The organism is Hymenobacter sp. B1770 (genome assembly GCF_049896385.1).
In the GTDB taxonomy this organism is placed as follows: Bacteria; Bacteroidota; Bacteroidia; order Cytophagales; family Hymenobacteraceae; genus Hymenobacter.
Genome location: NZ_JAFCUF010000006.1, coordinates 89187 through 106796 on the forward strand (window position 1 = coordinate 89187; position 17610 = coordinate 106796).

A 17610-nucleotide genomic window follows, 5' to 3' on the forward strand; every position below is an offset into this window, starting at 1 on the left:
TGGGCAGTGCTGGCCCCGGCTGGTGCGCTAAAACCGCGGGTTGGGGTATCGCAAAGGCCCTATGCCCCGTACAGTCCCTGCACCCCAGCCGCGAACTGATTACTCAATGACCCAAGAACAACTACGCCTAGCCGAAGACCACGCCCAAACCGCTGCCTGGAAAAAATTTGGACCTTACCTGACCGAACGCCAGTGGGGCACCGTACGCGAAGACTACAGTGCCGACGGCAACGCCTGGGACTATATTACCCACGACCTGGCCCGCAGCTACGCCTACCGCTGGGGCGAAGAAGGCATTGGAGGCATCAGCGATGCCCGGCAGCGGCTCTGCTTTTCCGTGGCCCTCTGGAACGGGAAAGACGAACAGCTGAAAGAGCGCCTGTTTGGCCTGACTAATGGCGAGGGCAACCACGGCGAGGACGTGAAAGAGCAGTACTACTACCTCGACAGCACGCCCACGCACTCCTACATGAAGCTGCTGTATAAGTACCCGCAGCAGGCGTTTCCCTACGAGCAGCTGCGCACCGAAAACGCCCGGCGCACGCGCGAAGACCCCGAATTCGAGTTGCTCGACACGGGCATCTTCAACGAGAACCGCTACTTCGACGTGTTCGTGGAATACGCCAAAGCCGGTCCCGAAGACCTGCTGATTCAAATAACCGTGCACAACCGGGGGCCGGAAGCGGCCACCCTGCACGTGCTGCCGCAGGCTTGGTACCGCAACACCTGGGCCTGGGGCTACGAGAACTACCGGCACCGGCCCCAAATGCAGTCCGTGCGCTCCGGGGTGGTGGAAATGGCCCACCAGGAGATGGGCGAGTATCGCCTCTACTGCGACCATCCCCTGCCGGGCACCGCGCCGGACCTGCTTTTCTGCGACAACGACACCAATGGCGTGCGGCTCTACGACCTGCCCCGCGAGGGCCGCTACTTCAAAGACGGCATCAACGACTACCTCGTGAAGGGGCAGCGGCAGGCCATCAACCCGGCGCAGCGCGGCACCAAGGTGGCCGCGCACTACCCCCTGACCGTGCCCGCCCGTGGGTCGCAAACGGTGCGGGTGCGCCTGAGCCACGCCTCCCACGCCCACGCCGCGCCCTTTGCCGACTTTGCCGCAGTAGTGGCGCAGCGCCGACAAGACGCCGACGAGTTTTACCACTGCCTGCAGGAGCACCTGCCCAGCCCCGACGCCCGCAACGTGCAGCGGCAGGCCTTCGCGGGCATGCTTTGGAGCAAGCAGTACTACTACTACGACATGGCGCAGTGGCTCGACGGCGACCCCGACTTCGTTGCCCCGCCCAGCGAGCGCCGCCAGGGCCGCAACAGCGAGTGGCGCCACCTCTACAACGCCGATATCATCTCCATGCCCGACAAGTGGGAGTACCCCTGGTACGCGGCCTGGGACCTGGCTTTTCACTGCCTGCCGCTGGCCATGGTGGACGCGGAGTTTGCCAAAAGCCAGCTGCGCCTGCTCACCCGTGATTGGTACATGCACCCCAACGGCCAGCTGCCGGCTTATGAGTGGAACCTGAACGACGCCAACCCACCCGTGCACGCCTGGGCCACGTGGCGCGTATACCAGATGGACCAGAAGCTGAACGGCGGCAAGGGCGACCTGCACTTTCTGGAGTCAGTGTTCCACAAGCTCAACCTCAACTTTGCCTGGTGGGTAAACCGCAAGGACCGCAACGGCCGCAACATCTTCGAGGGGGGCTTCCTGGGCTTGGACAACATTGGGGTGTTCGACCGCAGCTCCCCGCTGCCCACCGGCGGCTTCATCGAGCAGTCGGACGGCACCAGCTGGATGGCCATGTACGCCCTCAACCTCATGCGCATGGCCCTGGAGCTGGCTCGCACCAACCCCGTGTACCAGGAAATTGCGGGCAAGTTCTTCGAGCACTTCCTCTACATTGTGGAGGCCATGACCAAGGGCGGCGATGGCTCCTTCAACCTGTGGGACGAGGAAGATGAGTTCTACTACGACGTGCTGCACACGCCCGACGGCACCCGCACCAAGCTCAAGGTGCGCTCTATTGTGGGCCTGATTCCGCTATTCGCCGTGGAAGTGCTCGACGAGGAAATTCTCGACGCCCTGCCCGAGTTCACGCAGCGCCTACGCTGGCTGCTCGACCACCGGCCGCACTTGGCGGCGCTGGTGTCGCGCTGGCAGGCGCCGGGCGAAGGCGAGCGCCACCGCCTCTCGCTGCTGCGCCGGCACCGCCTCACGTGCCTGCTCTCCCGCATGCTCGATGAGAAGGAATTCCTCTCGCCCTACGGCATCAGGGCCCTGTCGCGCTACCACCACGAGCACCCCTACCGCTTCCCCTCCGACGAGGCCGATTTCAGCGTGGCCTACGTGCCCGGCGAGTCCGACTCCGGCATGTTTGGGGGCAACTCCAACTGGCGCGGCCCCATCTGGTTTCCCATCAACTACCTCATCATCGAGTCGCTGCAGCGCTTCTATGCCTACTACGGCGACTCCTTCCAGGTAGAGCACCCCACGGGTTCGGGGCAGCTGTGCACCCTGCAGGAAATTGCCGCCGACTTGGCTGACCGCCTCAGCAAGCTGTTTTTGCGGGGCGCCGACGGCCACCGGCCTGCCTTTGGCACCGATGAGCGCCTGCAGACCGACCCGCATTTCCGCGACTACCTGCTGTTTCACGAGTACTTCCACGGCGAGGACGGCCGTGGCCTCGGCGCCAGCCACCAAACCGGCTGGACGGGCCTGCTGGTGCGCCTGTTTCCGCAGCCGTAGGGTTGCCGCAGCGAGGGAAGGGGTGGGCTAGGGAAGCTCTGCCAACCAGGCCTCGGCAGCGGCCTGGTTGTCGAAGAACCGGTAGGTCATGGCGGCTTCTTGGCCTTCGTGCAGGGCCAGCTCCGGTGGCAGCTGGGCAAAGACCTCCGGCGACAGCAGCACCGCCCCGTAGAGCCGGCGGCTGCGCTGCTGGGCCATCTGCAGCCAGTACTGAGTCAGCCATTCCGACTGCTCGGGCGTGAAAGTGGGATACAAACGCTGGTCGCCGAGCACCTTGTGCCAGCCACGGCGTGCCAGCAGCTGCTTGGTGTGGCCGAGCATGGTTTGCAGGTCGGCCAGCCGGTGTGGGCCGGCTGCGTACTCCACCACTACGTGACCGCCCTTGCGCCCGACGGCCTGTTCGGACACCTGACCTACAGAGCTCTTAAAGTGTAAACGAATTGGGACACCAGCCATACGCAGAAAGCAAAACGAAGCGACGAGAAATGATTCTTTCCCGCAAAGGTGGGCCAGCGCGGCAAAATGGCCCGGCTCGCTTCTCTGGGTAAGGTTAGCGGTCCAGGTAAGTTCGCACGTCGGCAGGCAGGGGGCCCACGGCCAGCACGGCGTTGCGGAGCTGGGTTTCGGAACACCTCAAGACTTGGCACCAGTAGTTCACGGCGATGGTGGACTGCAGGTTGATGCGGGTAGGGTCGACGGTGGCGGGTGGCTGCACAGGTAAGGAAATGGGTGAACGGGAAAGCAGGAGCGGGGGCAGGCTGGGACACGCCAAGCTCTTTCTCCCCACAATAATAAGGCCCACCCGCGGGTAGTAGTTCCGCTGGGGGCGCGCTGTTCGTGTACTTGCCTGCCCAACAGAGGTATCGGCGTCCTACAGTTTCTGCTGGTCCGCCCTCATTCTCACGTCTGTGCGAAGAAGTGGTTGGCCAATTGGTACCAGATGCAGGGCACGCTACTCGCCTCTGGCTACTCAGCTGAATTACTGAGCCAGTAGCCGGGCCTTGCGGGCATTGTATTCCTGCTCGGTGATGGCGCCATTTTCTTTCAACATGAATAGTTTGGCCAATTCATCACTCACACTGCTGCCCGGAGTATGGTTATAGCCCGAAGCCGGCCGCATGCCGAGGTTGTATTCGTTGTTAAAATCCTCATCCGACATCATCAGAAAAATGATGGTGTGGTACAGGCCAATGACCGAGGGAATAAATGTCCAGAAGAGCAGCAAGCAGGCGATGCCCCTGCCGGTTTTGCCCAGGTAGAAGTATTGGCCGCCGAAGCTGCCGAGGAAGAAGGCAATGAACATTGCCGTGATGCGGTCTTTCATGCAGGTAAAGGAAAAGGGTGGAGGTTAGCCGAAGTTACTTGTACGCGACTGTTGCAAGGTTTTAGGAAAACGATAGATGCAGTACGTCTGCTTGCAATTATATCAATACAAAGCTCCTTGCGCCATGTAGGCTTGCTTTGCGCATGTAGTAGGTAGCAGTATCCGACGAAAAACGAATGGAGCTACGTGCACGCTTCACAATAAGCCAGTTGTTATTAAGCGTTCCGCGAATAATGACGTACCTGCTGCTGCGTAGGGCCTGGGTGGTGCGGCTGCTTGTTGTATCCTGTAGCTGCCGATAAAGCTTGGCCGGAGCCGTAAGCTTGTGAATGGTCACATTGGCAGAGCCAGCCAATTGCGCCCACGCTGCCATCGGTAGCATTAGAAGCGATAACGGCAGTAGAGCCTTGAGCATGAGCCTTTGTTTTTGGTAGAGATTAGCGCATGAACGCGTGCAAAGCCAATAATTGAGCTCGCCGAGTACAATAATAGTTAGTGGGTCGAAACAAAAAATCAGGCTGCAAAAAGCCGAAGTAAAAAGCCTGGTTGTTAGGCAAGCACCTTCTGCCAAAACGGCCGCTTGCCGCCTTCCGGCCCCAACCTTGCCTGGCCTTCCCCCATGTTTAATTTCCTGAAAACCATCTCTGCCAAGCGCCCCGACCGCGCCGACAAGCCACCCGTGAGCGTGCGCGAGCGGGTGTCGGCGTTGCGCCACCTGCCCGCGTTTCTCAAGCTCATCTGGCAGACCAGCCCCGCGCTGGCCATGGCCAACGTTTTCCTGCGGCTGCTGCGGGCGGGCCTGCCGCTGGCCATGCTCTACGTGGCCCAACTGATACTCGACGCCGTGGTGGGCCTCACCCGCTTGCCCGCTCCGGAGCGGGTGCTCACGCCTGTATTCACGCTCGTGGCGCTGGAGTTCGGCCTCGTGCTGCTCACCGATGCCCTGGGCCGGGGCGTGGCCCTGCTCGATTCCTTGCTCGGCGACCTGTTTGCCAACCAGTCGTCCATCCGCATCATGGCCCATGCTGCTGAGCTCGATTTGGACCAATTCGAGGACAGCACCTTTTACGACAAACTGGAGCGCGCCCGCCGCCAAACCCTCTCGCGCACTGTGCTCATGAGCCAAGTCCTCAGCCAGGGCCAGGACTTCGTGACGCTGGTGCTGCTGGCTGGTGGGCTGGTGGCCTTCCAGCCTTGGTTGCTGGGGCTGCTGCTGCTGGCCGTGGTGCCCGCCTTCCTGGGCGAGTCGCACTTCAACGAGCGCAGCTATTCCCTCTCGCATTCCTGGACGCCCGAGCGCCGCGAACTCGACTACCTCCGCCAGACCGGCGCCTCCGACGAAACGGCCAAGGAAGTGAAGATTTTCGGGCTCTCTGATTTCCTCATCGGCCGCTTCCGCGAACTGTCCGACGACTTCTACCGCCAAAACAAAAGCCTCGTGCTGCGCCGCGCCGGCTGGGGCACGTTGTTCGCGGCAATAGGGGCGGCGGGCTACTATGGCGCCTACGTTTACATCATTGCCCGCGCCGTGGCTGGGCAGATTTCGCTGGGCCAGCTCACCTTTCTGGCCGGGTCGTTTGCCCGCCTGCGCGGCCTGCTCGAAGGCATCCTCAGCCGCTTTAGCTCCGTGGCCGACGGCGCCTTGTATTTGCAGGATTTCTTCGACTTCTTTGCCTTGCGGCCCCGCATTGTGCGGCAGGAAGTGAAAGGCGAAACGGCGCGGCCCTTCCCACGCCCCATTCGGCAGGGTTTTGAGTTTGAAAACGTCGGTTTCCAGTACAAGAATGGTACAAAATGGGCCATTCGGAATCTGAGTTTTAAGCTAGAAGCCGGCGAAAAGCTAGCCTTAGTGGGGGAGAACGGTGCGGGCAAAACCACCCTGGTCAAGCTGTTGGCCCGATTGTACGACCCCACCGAGGGCCGCATCTTGCTCGACGGGCACGACCTGCGCGAGTATGACCCCGCCGAGCTGCGCCAGGAAATCGGCGTCATCTTTCAGGATTTTGTGCGCTTCCAGCTGCCGGCCGGCCAGAACCTGGCCGTGGGGCGCATTGAGGAGCGCGACAACCAGCCCCGCATCGAAACGGCTGCCCAGCAAAGTCTCGCCGATTCGGTCATCGCCAAGCTGCCCGGCGGCTACACCCAAATGATAGGTCGCCGCTTCAACGGCGGCGTGGATTTGAGCGGCGGCGAGTGGCAGAAAATTGCCCTTGGCCGCGCCTACATGCGCGACGCCCAGCTGCTCATTCTTGACGAGCCCACCGCGGCCCTCGATGCCCGCGCCGAGCACGAAGTTTTTCAGCGCTTTGCCGAATTAACAAAAGGAAAAACGGCGGTGCTTATCAGCCACCGTTTCAGCACGGTACGCATGGCCGACCGCATCCTGGTGATTGAAAACGGGCATTTTGTTGAAATCGGCTCGCACGAAGCGCTGCTGGCCCGGGGCGGGCGCTACGCCGAGCTGTTTGCCCTGCAGGCCGCCGGCTATCGATAAGCTTTGATGGACAGGGAGGTTTACGTAACTTAGTAGAGTACATCCTCGTCCAACTATCCATGACTCAACTATTACGCATATTACTGACCCTCACCGTTTGTGCGGGTTTCGGCGGCTGCATGACCGCCCGTGAATCCCGCACCGAATCAGACTACAGCTACAGCGGCAATTTCCGTCGCTACCGCACCTATAACTTCATGCAGAGCCAGGGCCTCGTCGGCGACACCAGTCGCTTGGGCCAGGTGCTGCGCGAGGCCATTCACCAGCGCCTGCAGGTGCAGGGCTACCGGGAGTCGACCAAGCGCCCCGATTTGCTGGTTAACTACCGCGTGTTTGAAGGTGCCATTAACCTGCGCGGCTACAACCAGGAGGAACTTGAGCGCTGGGTGGCTGAGCACGAAGGGGACGATGAAAGCACCCCCCCCGAAAGCCGCCAGACCTACCAGCCGGTGCGTCGGCTGCTCACCGACGGAACCCTGTTTGTGACCCTGGTAGACGCCCGCTCGCAGCGGGCCATCTGGAACGGCTACACTTCCGGGGTCGACGTGCCCGACAATGCCCGCGCCGAAGCCGTGCTGCGCCGCTCCGTGCGCTCCATTTTCGACCGCTACCGCATTCTGGCCAAAGGCTACCTCCTCACGCCCGAAGCCATGGACGGCGGCGGGCACTAGTCCCGGCTGTCGGGCTCGGTTCTCCAGGCGCTTATCAGGCGCTGCTCTGAACAAAGCAGCTGTGCTGTTGGCATTCATTTTCTGGCCCACTGCGCTGCCGTTGCCTGTTATCGGTGAACTCCACACCTCGTCTTAGATTACCACACAACCTAGGCTGCTTGCTGCCGCTCAACCTTAATTCCCACCACCATGTGCCGCATTATTACCCTCCTGTGTATTGTCTGCTTCGCATCGTGCCTATCGGCCTGCATGACCACCCGCGAAGCCCGGGTAGATTCTGACTACAGCTACCGCGGCAACTTCCGCCAGTACCGCACCTACGATTTTGTGTCGGGCACTGGCCTTACCTCCGATACCAGCCGCCTGGGCCAGTCGGTGCGCGAAGCCATTCAGCAGCGCCTGCAGGTGCAGGGCTACCGCCTGGCCCGCCGCCGGCCCGATATGTTGGTCAACTTCCGGGTATACGAGGGCGACATGAGATTCCACGGCTTCGTGCAGGAAGACCTCAGCCAGTGGATAAAGCGCAACATTGAAGAAAACGACGACACGCCCAAGGAATTCCGCCAGGGTTACCAGCCCGTGCGCCTGCTGCTGGCCGAGGGCACGCTGCTGCTCACCCTCATCGACGTAAAAAGCAACCGTGCCGTCTGGAACGGCTACGCGTCGGGCGTGAGCGTGCCCGAAGGCCCCATGGGCGAAGTGGTGCTGCGCCGCTCCGTGCGCTCCATCCTCGACCGGTACCGCGTTTTCACCCAGGAATTTGCCAATGGAAAGCTGCCGCAGAGCGAAGCCATCGAAACCGAACGGTAGCCGTCGCCAGCACTACCCCGCGTGCCGCGCTTGAATGAGCTCGGCCGCCACGCTGATGGCAATTTCTTCGGGCGTCTGGCTGCTGATGGGCAAGCCAATTGGCCCGCGCAACCGGGCAATGGCCGCAGCAGAGAAGCCAGCTTCGGCCAGGCCCCGGCGGAGCTCGGCCACCTTCGCGCTGCTCCCCATCACGCCCAGGTAGCGGCAGGGCTCGAGCCCGGCACGGACCAGCAGCTGGCGCAGCACCAGGGCATCGGTGCGGTAGCCCACGGTCATCACCACCACGTACTGGTTTGGGCCGCTGGGGATTTCGGTAGTTATGTCGTCGTAGCTAACGACGCGCCGGTGGTGAGCCGCGTTGTTGGCCGCTAGCGTGGGCAAATCGGGGCGGTCGTCCAGCACGGTTAGTTCGAAGTCGAGCAAAGCCAGCACCTTCGACAAAGCCAGGCTCACGTGCCCGCCCCCTACAATGGTGACGTGGTCGCGAAAGCCCAACTGCTCGCGGTAGCGCCACGGCGGGCCTGGTTCGTAGCTGTAAAATGGAAAGCCGCCCGTAGGCATAGTGGGGCTGGCCGAGGCGACAGGCTCTGCCAGCTGCACTTGTAGTCCCGCGTCAAGGCTCAGTGACCACCGGCCATGAGTGCCAGTGCGCAAGGCCTTTTCGATGGCAGCAACCGCTGGGAGGTCGGCCGCAGTGAGGGGCCAGAGCAGGACGTCCTGCTCGCCAGAGCACATCATGCCCGAGCGGTCGGCGGGCGCTTCACGGCGATGAACCTGGGAGCGCAGCACGGGGCTGCTGTCGCCGGTCTGCAGCCGTTGCCGGGCCAGCTCGATGAACTTGTGCTCCATGATGCCCCCGCCAATGGAGCCTGCCAGGGCGGTGGCCGTCACGCCCATCTTGAAACTCTGGCGGCCCGGGCTGCTGCCGCTGCTGCTCACCACGCACAGCAACGCCACCGGCGTGCCCGCCCGGAGGCTGGCCGATGCTAGGGCCCAAACGGGTAAGTCGCGAGGAGAGGCGGGCATGCGAAGTGGTTAAGCGAAAGCCCCCTCCTTGGATAAGGAGGGGACGCGGCCGCACAGCGGACGCTGGGGTGGTTGGATTCGTTGAACGATGTTAGAACGATTTCCGAATCTATCAAGCGCGAGTCGTTCGGGTGTTGTTCAACGAATCCAACCACCCCCGTTTGAGCCGTCGGCTCAAACATCCCCTCCTTAGCTAAGGAGGGGAGTTGATGTTTTTCTTTCTATATTTTCTTCCCGCCCTGCTCAATCCAGCATTTGATGATGTCCCGCTCTTCCTGAGTCATATCGGTTTTGTTGTTCTGGGGCATGGTTTTGGTCACCACCACGCGCTGCATGATTTTGTCTTTTAGGCGAATGATGTCTTCCGGTGTGTCGTAGACTACGCCGTTGGGAGGGGATTTGAACACATCGTCGGTGGGGGAGGAGGAATGGCACTGCACGCAACGGGTCTGCACTATCATGTTCACCCGGCTCATGGTTACCTCCTCGGTGCAGGCGGCTGCGGCGGTGCCGGTTTCGGCCTTGGGGGCCGTCACGAACACTACGGCCAGCAGCAGCGCTACCGAGCCCGGCAGGACCCAGGCGTTGGACTGGTGCTTTTCGCGCAGGTTCAGCCAGTGCTTTACGCCTGCCGTGCCCAGCGTGATAACCGCCAGAATGGCCCATGGGTAAGCATGGCTGAAGGTGCTGGGGAAGTGGTTGCTCACCATCACAAACAGCACGGGCAAGGTCATGTAGTTGTTGTGCAGCGAGCGGGCCAAGGCGTTTTTGCCCAGCGTAGGGTCGAGGGGCGTGCCCTCGGTGGCGGCCTTCACCATGGCCTTCTGGGCCGGAATGATGGTGAAGAAAACGTTGCCCACCATGAGCGTGCCCAGCATGGCGCCGAAGTGGATGTAAGCGGCCCGGGCGCTGAAAATCTCGGCGTAGAAATAGGCAAACACCGTAGCAATCGCAAAGCCCACTACCATAAACCACTTGCTGCGCACCAACGACGTGCGGCACAGCCCGTCGTAAATCAACCAGCCTGCGATGAAGGAGCCTACCCCGATGCCCACGCCGGCCAGCGGCGAGATGTCCAGCACGCGCGGGTCAATCAGCATAGAGCTAGCGTTGAAGTAGTACACCACAAACAGCAAACTGAAGCCCGAGAGCCAGGTGAAATAGGCCTCGTACTTAAACCAGTGCAGGCTTTTGGGAATTTGCTTGGGTGCCAGCTTGTACTTCTCGAGGTAATAAAAACCGCCACCGTGCACGGCCCAGAGGTTGCCGGCCAGCTCGTCGCGCACGTTTTCGGTGCGGTTGAGGGCGTTTTCGAGGAATACAAAGTAGAAGGAAGCCCCAATCCAGGCGATGCCGAAGGTGATGTGCATAAGGCGCACCACGATGTTCATCCACTCCATGAGGTGGCCGGCCCAGGCCGTGTCGCGCACCAGCACGTAGCAAATGCCCACTGCCGCCACCACGGCCAGCAGAATAAGCGCGTAGGAGTAGCCTTCGAGCGTGAAACCGCTGTCGCCTACCACGCCACCATCGGGCCGGGTTTTGGCCACGCGCTGCAAGACGAAAATGACACTCAGCAGCAGCAGGAACGCCAGTAGTAGGGAAAGAAGGGTAACGTATTGAATCATAGTAACGCAGTAGGAGGAAAGAGGAGCAGTAGGGTTAGGGTGGCGAAGGGGAACACCCTTCATGCAGCTCTCGGCTGTCATGCTGAGGCGCGAAGCATCTTATCAGTTAGGAATAAATCGTGCAACTGAAATAAAATGCTTCGCGCCTCAGCATGACGGATGGCGTTTAGCATCATTGGCTACTTTGGGATGCAACCAGACGCTTCACCTCCTTGGCAATTAATTATCCCAGGAAAAAGTCCCGAATTTAGCGCCAAACTTCTCCTCCATGCCACACCTTGCCTTGCGCAGCCAACGGGTAGTCACGCCCGAAGGCGTGCGCGCCGCCACCATCCTCGTCCAAAACGGCCAAATTGCAAGCCTATTGCCTTTCGACGCGGAGGTAGGTGACGCGCCTTTAGTGGACGTAGGCACCCACGCCATCCTGCCCGGCGTGATTGACCCGCACGTGCACATCAACGAGCCTGGCCGCACCGACTGGGAAGGATTCGACACGGCTACTCGCGCCGCACTGGTCGGCGGCCTCACCACGCTGGTTGATATGCCGCTGAACTCAGCACCGGTTACTACTTCCGTGGCTAACCTTGAGATAAAGCGGGCCGCTGCCCAAGGCCAGTTGCACACCAACGTGGGCTTCTGGGGCGGCATAGTGCCTGGCAATGCGGCGGAAGTGGAAGGTCTGATTGCGGCCGGAGTAATTGGATTTAAAGCTTTCCTGACGCATTCGGGGATTGATGATTTTCCAAATGCTACCGAGGCCGACCTGCGCGAAGTGATGCCCATTCTGGCCCGTCACCAGCTGCCGCTACTGGTGCACTGTGAGCTGTCGGTAGAAGACGATAGCTGGAAGCAAAACGACCACCGCTCGTACACCAACTACCTCGCCTCCCGTCCTAAAAGCTGGGAAGACGAGGCCATAGCGCTGATGATTCGCCTGTGTGAGGAATTCCGTTGCCCCGTGCACATCGTACACCTGTCGTCGGCCAATTCTATTGCGCCCATCGCCGCTGCCAAAGCCAAAGGTTTGCCCCTGACCGTGGAAACCGGCCAGCATTACCTGTATTTCAACGCCGAGGACATTGCCGATGGCCAAACGCAGTTCAAATGTGCCCCGCCCATCCGCGCAAAAGCCAATAACGACCAGCTCTGGGCAGCTTTGCAGGCCGGCATCATCGACTTTGTGGCCACCGACCACTCGCCCGCGCCGCCTGACTTGAAGCAATTGGCCAGCGGCGACTTTACCACGGCCTGGGGCGGCATTGCCTCCCTACAATTTGCCCTGCCCGTGCTCTGGACCGCTGCCCGACAGCGCGGCGCCAGCTTGCCCGACTTGGCGCGCTGGCTCAGTGAAAACCCCGCTAAACTTATCGGCCAAAGTCATAAGAAAGGCCGCATTGCCGCCGGCTATGATGCTGATTTGATTGTGGTGGATACCGAAAAGTCCTTCGTGCTGCAGCCGGAAATGATTCTACACAAACACAAAGTGTCGCCTTACATTTGCCAGGAGTTGTGGGGCGTAGTGGAGCAAACTTTTCTGGCCGGAAAGCAAGTGGTGGAGCACGCTGCCATCACCCACCTCAACCAAGGCAACATATTAACCCGGTAGCTGAATGCAGCACGAATACCTAGCACGCGCTGAGCGTATCATGCAGCGCATTCAGCAATTGGCAGCCATCAGCGAAGACCCGGATGGGGTGACGCGCACCTTCGGCACGCCGGCTTTCTTGGAAGGCCGCGACCTGGTGCAGCACTGGCTGGAAGCCGCCGGGCTGGTTACCCGCGTGGATGGCATCGGCAACCTGCGCGCCCGGCTCGAAAGCCACAATCCCGGCGCCAAAACCTTTGTGCTGGCTTCGCACATCGACACCGTGGTGAACGCCGGCAAGTTCGACGGCCCTTTGGGTGTGCTCATGGGACTCGATTTGCTCGAGCAGCTCATTGCCCGACAGGCTGACCTGCCGTTTCACATCGAGCTGATTGCCTTCAGCGACGAGGAAGGGGTGCGGTTTCATACTACCTACCTGGGCAGCGAAGTGGTTACCGGAAGCTTCAACGACGCGCTGCTTGCGCGGACAGACGCGGCCGGCGTTACCCTAGCCGACGCCCTGGTAGCCATGGGCGCCGATGCTTCGCAGCTGGCTGCCGATGCCATTCCGGCCGCGGAGTGGCTGGGGTATTTTGAGATGCACATCGAGCAGGGACCGGTGCTGTGGGAGCGCAACGTGCCGGTGGCGTTGGTCACGGCTATTGCCGGCCAGCAACGTGTGGAGCTGGTGTTTCGGGGCATGGCCGGGCACGCCGGCACCGTGCCCATGAACATGCGCCAGGACGCCCTGTGCGCCGCCGCCGAGTTTGTGCTCACCGCCGAGCAGTTTGCCCGGACGCACGGCCAGGGCCTGGTGGCCACAGTGGGCAAGCTGGCCATCAGCCACTCGGCCAGCAACGTTATTCCCGGCGAAGTGACCTGCACCCTCGACCTGCGCAGTCCCAACGAAGCCCAGCTCGCCGATGCGTATCGTGCCCTAAGCTCCTTTGCTGAAGACCTGGCCGCCCAGCGCCACGTGGCGCTGGAGTGGAAGCAGGTGCAGCAAACCGCTCCCGTAGCCTGCGATGCCGGCCTGAACAGCCTGCTATCTCAAGCCATTGCCGAGTGCGGCCACGAAGCCATTGAGCTGGTAAGCGGCGCCGGGCATGACGCTGTGCCGGTATCGGCCGTGGCGCCGGCAACCATGATGTTTATCAGCTGCTACAAAGGCATTAGTCACAACCCCCTGGAGGACGTGGAAGTGGCCGACCTGGCCGCCGCCATCGCCGTGGCCGACCAATTTATGCACCTCCTCCGCACCCAAAATCCCACCCGCTAATATGGAAATGTCCGCCCTGACCCGTTCGGTCGTGAAGCGCAATCACGCCATCATCGCCCCCGATGGCTACATCAACAGCAACGTGCCCGGCTGGACTGGCTGCACCGTCAACGTCATCATCAACGAGCAGATGGGTGCCCGCCTCTGCCAAACCCTGATTACCCTCACCGACGCCGGCCGGTTGGTAGGGGAGACCCAGGCTTCGCAGATTTTCTTCTATGTGGTGCAGGGCAACGTTCAGGTAGCCGTTGGCGGCGAAACACGCACGCTGGGCGTGGGTCAGTACGTGTACGTTCCGGTGGGCCAGTCTTATGAGTTCACCGGCCCGGAAGCCGGCTCGCAGCTGCTCACGTTTCATAAAGTGTACGAGCCGCTGGCGGGCCACGCCACGCCGGGCGTGTTTTTTGGCGAGCGGGACTACCGCAAAGCGCCCATCTACATGAACGACGAGGCCCTGCGCATTCAGGAGCTGCTGCCAAACGAGCTGGGCTTCGATATGGCCGTCAACATCTTCACCTACGGCGTCGGGGGCAACCTGCCCATGGTCGAAACGCACATCATGGAGCACGGCCTCATGTACTTAGAAGGCCAAGCCATCTACATGCTCGACCAATGCTGGTACCCCGTGAAAAAAGGCGATTCTATCTGGATGGCGCCCTACTGCCAGCAGTGGGCCACGGCCATGGGCCAGGAGCCATCGGTGTACATTTATTACAAGAACGTCAACCGGTTCCCGACGGTGATATAGCGCAGACTTTGTAGTTCTCACTGCGCCTCTGCCATTTGTTGACGACTCTCTTCACGACTGTTATGCTGAGCTTGCGAAGCATCTTCTCACGCCTGAGCTAATCGTTTTCACGTCAGAGGATACTTCGCAAGCTCAGCATGACAGTCGTAATTAAATTATGACTCTGACCGAATTGAATTCCCTTGAAAAGCCTGCTTTAACTGAAGCATTGAGCAAATGCTGCGGCTCTACCGCATGGGTGGAAAATATGCTTGCCATATTTCCCGTCGATAATGCCGTAACACTAATGAATGAGGCCACAGCCCAGTGGAACAAATCAAGTGAATCCGACTGGCGCGAAGCCTTCACGCACCACCCCAAAATAGGCGGGGATGTGGCCGCGTTGCGCGAAAAATTCGCCAGCACCAGCACCTGGGCTGAAGGCGAGCAGTCTGCAGTGAAACAGGCTTCCCAAGCTACTTTAGAGGCTTTAGCAGCAGGAAACACGGAGTACGAGCAGAAATTTGGCTACATCTTCATCGTCTGCGCTACTGGAAAATCTGCTGAGGAAATGCTGGCATTATTGCAGGCGCGACTACCCAATAAGCCTGAAGATGAAATAATGATTGCCATGGGTGAGCAGGATAAAATCACCCGCATACGCCTCGAAAAACTATTAGCCGCATGAGCCAAATAACTACTCATATCCTCGACACTACCAAAGGCAAGCCGGCCGCGGGAGTAACCATTGCGCTATGGCAGCAGTCGGGTGATAATTGGCAGGAAATTGCGCGTGGCGTCACGAACAACGACGGTCGAATTGCAGATTTATTGCCTAAGGAAAGACAATTAGAATTGGGCGTTTATAAAATGAAATTCTTCACGAAAGAATATTTCGCGCAGGACGACACCGCTAATTTTTATCCCCTGGTAGAAATAATTTTTGAGGTAGCCACCACTGAACATTACCACGTGCCGCTGCTTCTGAATCCATTTGGCTACGCCACTTACCGCGGCTCTTGATTGCCGAACGATGTAGAGACGCGACACTTCGCGTCTCGGCGTCCGCGCCGTTGAGAATTCGTTCGCATCCCACCGTTCAACGCCAAGACGCGAATTGTCGCGTCTCTACATCCTAAATTCCCACAATGAAACTCAGCTTACCAGATTCCGATAAAGCCGCCCTGCTCGACCAATTAGGCGAGGCCAACCTGCGCTTTCAGCAAACTTACCCCGGCGATAAACCCGACCGCCAGCCCGTGCACACCGTGTATGGCGGCGCCAACCTCTTCAAGGCCGATACCTGCGTGCGCATGGGCGACATCGCCCTCAACAACCTGCAGACTTACGCCCCCAACTTCGTGGAGCTGGCCCGCGTGCTGCAGCTCAAAAACTACGAGCACCTGCCCACCCTGGCCGCCGACATCGCCGCCCTCACCGCTCGCCTCGACGCCATGACGCCCGACGAGCGCAAGCAGGAGCCCGCCTGGCTGGCTTATTCGGTTTACAACAAGATTGTGCAGAAGCTGAAGCGCGAAGCCGTGGAAGACTTCCGCGTGGACTTTGAAGACGGCTTTGGCAACCGCCCCGATGCCGAGGAAGACGAAACCGCCGTGCGTGCCGCCAAGGAAGTAGCCAAGGGCATGCAGCAGGGCACGCTCTCGCCGTTCATCGGCATCCGCATCAAGCCCTTTACCGAGGACATGAAGGCACGCGGCGTGCGCACGCTCGATATTTTCCTGACCACGCTGCTGGCCGAAACCGGCGGCAAGCTCCCCGATAATTTCGTGGTGATGCTGCCCAAGGTGACCATCCCAGAGCAGATGACGACGATGGTGCGCCTGTTTGAGCTGCTGGAAAAGGCCAACGGCCTCGCCCCCGGTGCCCTCAAAATGGAGACCATGGTGGAGGCCACTCAAATTATTATGGACGAGGAGGGGCGCAACCCCCTCATGCGCATCATCCGGGCCAGCGAGGGACGTTGCATTGCCGCGCACTTCGGCACCTACGACTACACCGCCAGCTGCGGCATCACGGCTAAGTACCAAACCATGGCGCACCCCGTGTGCGACTTCGCCCACCACATGACCAAGGTGGCGCTCGGCGGCACCGGCATCTTCCTGTCCGATGGTGCTACCAACGTTATGCCCATCGGCCCGCACCGTGGCGACAACCTGACGTTTGCCCAGCTGCGCGAAAACCAGGAATCGGTGCACAATGCCTGGCGCCAGGCCTACCACCACACCACACACTCGCTGATAAACGGCATGTACCAAGGCTGGGACCTGAACCCCGCGCAGCTGCCGATGCGCTACGCGGCCACCTACAACTTTTTCCTGAGCAGCTACGACGACGCCGTGAACCGCCTGCGCACCTTCGTGGAGCGGGCCGCCATTTCCACCCTCACCGGCGATATTTTCGACGACGCCGCCACCGGCCAAGGTCTGCTCAACTTCTTCCTGAAAGCCCTGAACTGCGGCGCCATTTCGGAGGAGGAAATCGAAGCTACGGGCCTCACGCGGGATGAAATCAACACTCGCTCGTTCTTCCGCATACTGGAAGGGCGGCGCAAGCAGGCAATAGACTAAAAAATGGAAGCACCGTTAAAAGCCGCGGCTGCCGAAATTATGGATTCAACAGCCGCGGCTTTTAACGGTGTTCCCGTGAGAACCTGTAGCTAGGTGCTTAATGCAGCTGGGTATTACATACGACGTATGCAATTCAACTCGGTCCAATGAATGAGTGGGTTATTGGCAAGCTCCGATACCCAGTGCCGCTCAGAGCCCGCTGGCACTTTAAGCATTACAGCTTTGCAGCCTTGGCAGCGGGCTTCGTCAGTAAGTTGGAGCACTTGCAGGGTTTGTAGCCAATCGGCTTGATTCGTTGGGGTCATGTCGAACAGCTTGTCGACAACGTGGATTCTTTGGTCAGCAGAATGTATACTGACGTTGCCGCTCGTAAACCCTCGCGTGTTCAGGTAAGGCTTGCTCAATAGCACGCGCTTGACGTACGCTAGGCTGTCAGTGGGTAGGCCCGATACGTAGAAGAAGCCACTCATATTATCGACACGAAAATTCAGCGAATTGGCCAGTGCAAATACTTGGGCTGCTCCCACTTCCGACTTGACGCCGATGGCCAGGTCACCTAGCACGTAGCTCCAGCAGCGTGGCCGGTCATTGGGAGAAACATCCTTATTGCTGCACGCAGCGAGCGAAAGCCCACAAAGCAGCGTGGCAGCGAACAAGCAGAGGCGGTACATAGCAATTTGAAAATAGGGGTGTGAAGCCTTGACCGGCACCTTCGGCCAAAGG

Annotated in this window: 16 protein-coding genes; 10 read left to right on the top strand and 6 right to left on the bottom strand. The window is 60.2% G+C overall.

Annotated elements, in window-relative coordinates; genetic code table 11:
• Positions 1–106 precede the first annotated feature (106 nt).
• On the top strand, positions 107–2755 hold the full coding sequence (locus tag ACP7AJ_RS13320; protein WP_426060701.1) for an MGH1-like glycoside hydrolase domain-containing protein: 2649 nt from the start codon (positions 107–109) through the stop codon (positions 2753–2755).
• Positions 2756–2782: 27 nt separating this feature from the next.
• Here the strand turns inward: ACP7AJ_RS13320 and ACP7AJ_RS13325 are convergent, their stop codons facing one another.
• From ACP7AJ_RS13325 to ACP7AJ_RS13335, 3 genes are all read right to left on the bottom strand, one after another.
• The gene (locus tag ACP7AJ_RS13325) at positions 2783–3211 is read right to left on the bottom strand and encodes a hypothetical protein (protein ID WP_426060702.1); all 429 of its coding nucleotides are present in this window, start codon (positions 3209–3211) and stop codon (positions 2783–2785) included.
• Positions 3212–3305: 94 nt separating this feature from the next.
• Positions 3306–3470, bottom strand: coding sequence for a DUF3606 domain-containing protein (locus tag ACP7AJ_RS13330; RefSeq protein ID WP_426060703.1), 165 nt, complete (start codon positions 3468–3470; stop codon positions 3306–3308).
• A 264-nt stretch (positions 3471–3734) separates the two neighbouring features.
• Positions 3735–4079 carry an NINE protein gene (locus tag ACP7AJ_RS13335; protein ID WP_426060704.1) on the bottom strand — a complete coding sequence of 115 codons (345 nt, stop codon included), beginning with the start codon at positions 4077–4079 and terminating at the stop codon, positions 3735–3737.
• Between the two features lie 619 nt (positions 4080–4698).
• Here ACP7AJ_RS13335 and ACP7AJ_RS13340 point away from each other — a divergent pair.
• The 3 genes from ACP7AJ_RS13340 to ACP7AJ_RS13350 all read left to right on the top strand — a co-directional run bounded on the left by ACP7AJ_RS13340 (position 4699) and on the right by ACP7AJ_RS13350 (position 8054).
• On the top strand, positions 4699–6573 hold the full coding sequence (locus tag ACP7AJ_RS13340) for an ABC transporter ATP-binding protein (protein WP_426060705.1): 1875 nt from the start codon (positions 4699–4701) through the stop codon (positions 6571–6573).
• A gap of 59 nt (positions 6574–6632) precedes the next feature.
• On the top strand, positions 6633–7244 hold the full coding sequence (locus ACP7AJ_RS13345; RefSeq protein WP_426060706.1) for a DUF4136 domain-containing protein: 612 nt from the start codon (positions 6633–6635) through the stop codon (positions 7242–7244).
• Positions 7245–7493: 249 nt separating this feature from the next.
• Positions 7494–8054 (top strand): DUF4136 domain-containing protein, encoded by a 561-nt coding sequence (locus ACP7AJ_RS13350; protein ID WP_426060707.1) that lies wholly within the window; start codon positions 7494–7496, stop codon positions 8052–8054.
• 12 nt (positions 8055–8066) lie between these two features.
• On the opposite strand, the gene ACP7AJ_RS13355 is transcribed toward ACP7AJ_RS13350, so the two are convergent.
• Together ACP7AJ_RS13355 and ACP7AJ_RS13360 are read right to left on the bottom strand one after the other, a co-directional pair.
• Positions 8067–9080, bottom strand: coding sequence for an XdhC family protein (locus ACP7AJ_RS13355; RefSeq protein WP_426060708.1), 1014 nt, complete (start codon positions 9078–9080; stop codon positions 8067–8069).
• 221 nt (positions 9081–9301) lie between these two features.
• Entirely contained in the window at positions 9302–10708 is a 1407-nt protein-coding gene (locus tag ACP7AJ_RS13360) for a urate hydroxylase PuuD (RefSeq protein ID WP_426060709.1), read from the bottom strand.
• 268 nt (positions 10709–10976) lie between these two features.
• Here ACP7AJ_RS13360 and allB point away from each other — a divergent pair, with 268 nt between their 5' ends.
• The 6 genes from allB to ACP7AJ_RS13390 all read left to right on the top strand — a co-directional run bounded on the left by allB (position 10977) and on the right by ACP7AJ_RS13390 (position 16887).
• Entirely contained in the window at positions 10977–12314 is a 1338-nt protein-coding gene (allB, locus tag ACP7AJ_RS13365) for an allantoinase AllB (protein WP_426060710.1), read from the top strand.
• Between the two features lie 4 nt (positions 12315–12318).
• Entirely contained in the window at positions 12319–13572 is a 1254-nt protein-coding gene (locus ACP7AJ_RS13370) for an allantoate amidohydrolase (protein ID WP_426060711.1), read from the top strand.
• 1 nt (position 13573) lies between these two features.
• Positions 13574–14320 carry a (S)-ureidoglycine aminohydrolase gene (gene allE / locus ACP7AJ_RS13375; RefSeq protein WP_426060712.1) on the top strand — a complete coding sequence of 249 codons (747 nt, stop codon included), beginning with the start codon at positions 13574–13576 and terminating at the stop codon, positions 14318–14320.
• Between the two features lie 157 nt (positions 14321–14477).
• Positions 14478–14987 (top strand): 2-oxo-4-hydroxy-4-carboxy-5-ureidoimidazoline decarboxylase, encoded by a 510-nt coding sequence (gene uraD / locus ACP7AJ_RS13380; RefSeq protein WP_426060713.1) that lies wholly within the window; start codon positions 14478–14480, stop codon positions 14985–14987.
• A complete protein-coding gene (uraH, locus tag ACP7AJ_RS13385) occupies positions 14984–15322 on the top strand; it encodes a hydroxyisourate hydrolase (RefSeq protein WP_426060714.1) in 339 nt (112 codons plus the stop codon). The genes uraD and uraH overlap by 4 nt, the downstream gene beginning before the upstream one ends.
• A 125-nt stretch (positions 15323–15447) precedes the next feature.
• Complete coding sequence (locus ACP7AJ_RS13390; RefSeq protein ID WP_426060715.1) at positions 15448–16887, top strand: DUF6986 family protein; 1440 nt, start codon at positions 15448–15450, stop codon at positions 16885–16887.
• 113 nt (positions 16888–17000) lie between these two features.
• On the opposite strand, the gene ACP7AJ_RS13395 is transcribed toward ACP7AJ_RS13390, so the two are convergent.
• Complete coding sequence (locus ACP7AJ_RS13395) at positions 17001–17558, bottom strand: hypothetical protein (RefSeq protein ID WP_426060716.1); 558 nt, start codon at positions 17556–17558, stop codon at positions 17001–17003.
• Positions 17559–17610 lie beyond the last annotated feature (52 nt).

Excerpts from the sequence above, each read along its gene's own strand:
- ACP7AJ_RS13320 (WP_426060701.1), top strand. The coding sequence starts at position 107 with ATGACCCAAGAACAACTACGCCTAGCCGAAGACCACGCCCAAACCGCT.
- ACP7AJ_RS13325 (WP_426060702.1), bottom strand. The coding sequence starts at position 3,211 with ATGGCTGGTGTCCCAATTCGTTTACACTTTAAGAGCTCTGTAGGTCAG.
- ACP7AJ_RS13335 (WP_426060704.1), bottom strand. The coding sequence starts at position 4,079 with ATGAAAGACCGCATCACGGCAATGTTCATTGCCTTCTTCCTCGGCAGC.
- ACP7AJ_RS13340 (WP_426060705.1), top strand. The coding sequence starts at position 4,699 with ATGTTTAATTTCCTGAAAACCATCTCTGCCAAGCGCCCCGACCGCGCC.
- ACP7AJ_RS13345 (WP_426060706.1), top strand. The coding sequence starts at position 6,633 with ATGACTCAACTATTACGCATATTACTGACCCTCACCGTTTGTGCGGGT.
- ACP7AJ_RS13350 (WP_426060707.1), top strand. The coding sequence starts at position 7,494 with ATGACCACCCGCGAAGCCCGGGTAGATTCTGACTACAGCTACCGCGGC.
- ACP7AJ_RS13355 (WP_426060708.1), bottom strand. The coding sequence starts at position 9,080 with ATGCCCGCCTCTCCTCGCGACTTACCCGTTTGGGCCCTAGCATCGGCC.
- ACP7AJ_RS13360 (WP_426060709.1), bottom strand. The coding sequence starts at position 10,708 with ATGATTCAATACGTTACCCTTCTTTCCCTACTACTGGCGTTCCTGCTG.
- allB (WP_426060710.1), top strand. The coding sequence starts at position 10,977 with ATGCCACACCTTGCCTTGCGCAGCCAACGGGTAGTCACGCCCGAAGGC.
- ACP7AJ_RS13370 (WP_426060711.1), top strand. The coding sequence starts at position 12,319 with ATGCAGCACGAATACCTAGCACGCGCTGAGCGTATCATGCAGCGCATT.
- allE (WP_426060712.1), top strand. The coding sequence starts at position 13,574 with ATGGAAATGTCCGCCCTGACCCGTTCGGTCGTGAAGCGCAATCACGCC.
- uraD (WP_426060713.1), top strand. The coding sequence starts at position 14,478 with ATGACTCTGACCGAATTGAATTCCCTTGAAAAGCCTGCTTTAACTGAA.
- uraH (WP_426060714.1), top strand. The coding sequence starts at position 14,984 with ATGAGCCAAATAACTACTCATATCCTCGACACTACCAAAGGCAAGCCG.
- ACP7AJ_RS13390 (WP_426060715.1), top strand. The coding sequence starts at position 15,448 with ATGAAACTCAGCTTACCAGATTCCGATAAAGCCGCCCTGCTCGACCAA.
- ACP7AJ_RS13395 (WP_426060716.1), bottom strand. The coding sequence starts at position 17,558 with ATGTACCGCCTCTGCTTGTTCGCTGCCACGCTGCTTTGTGGGCTTTCG.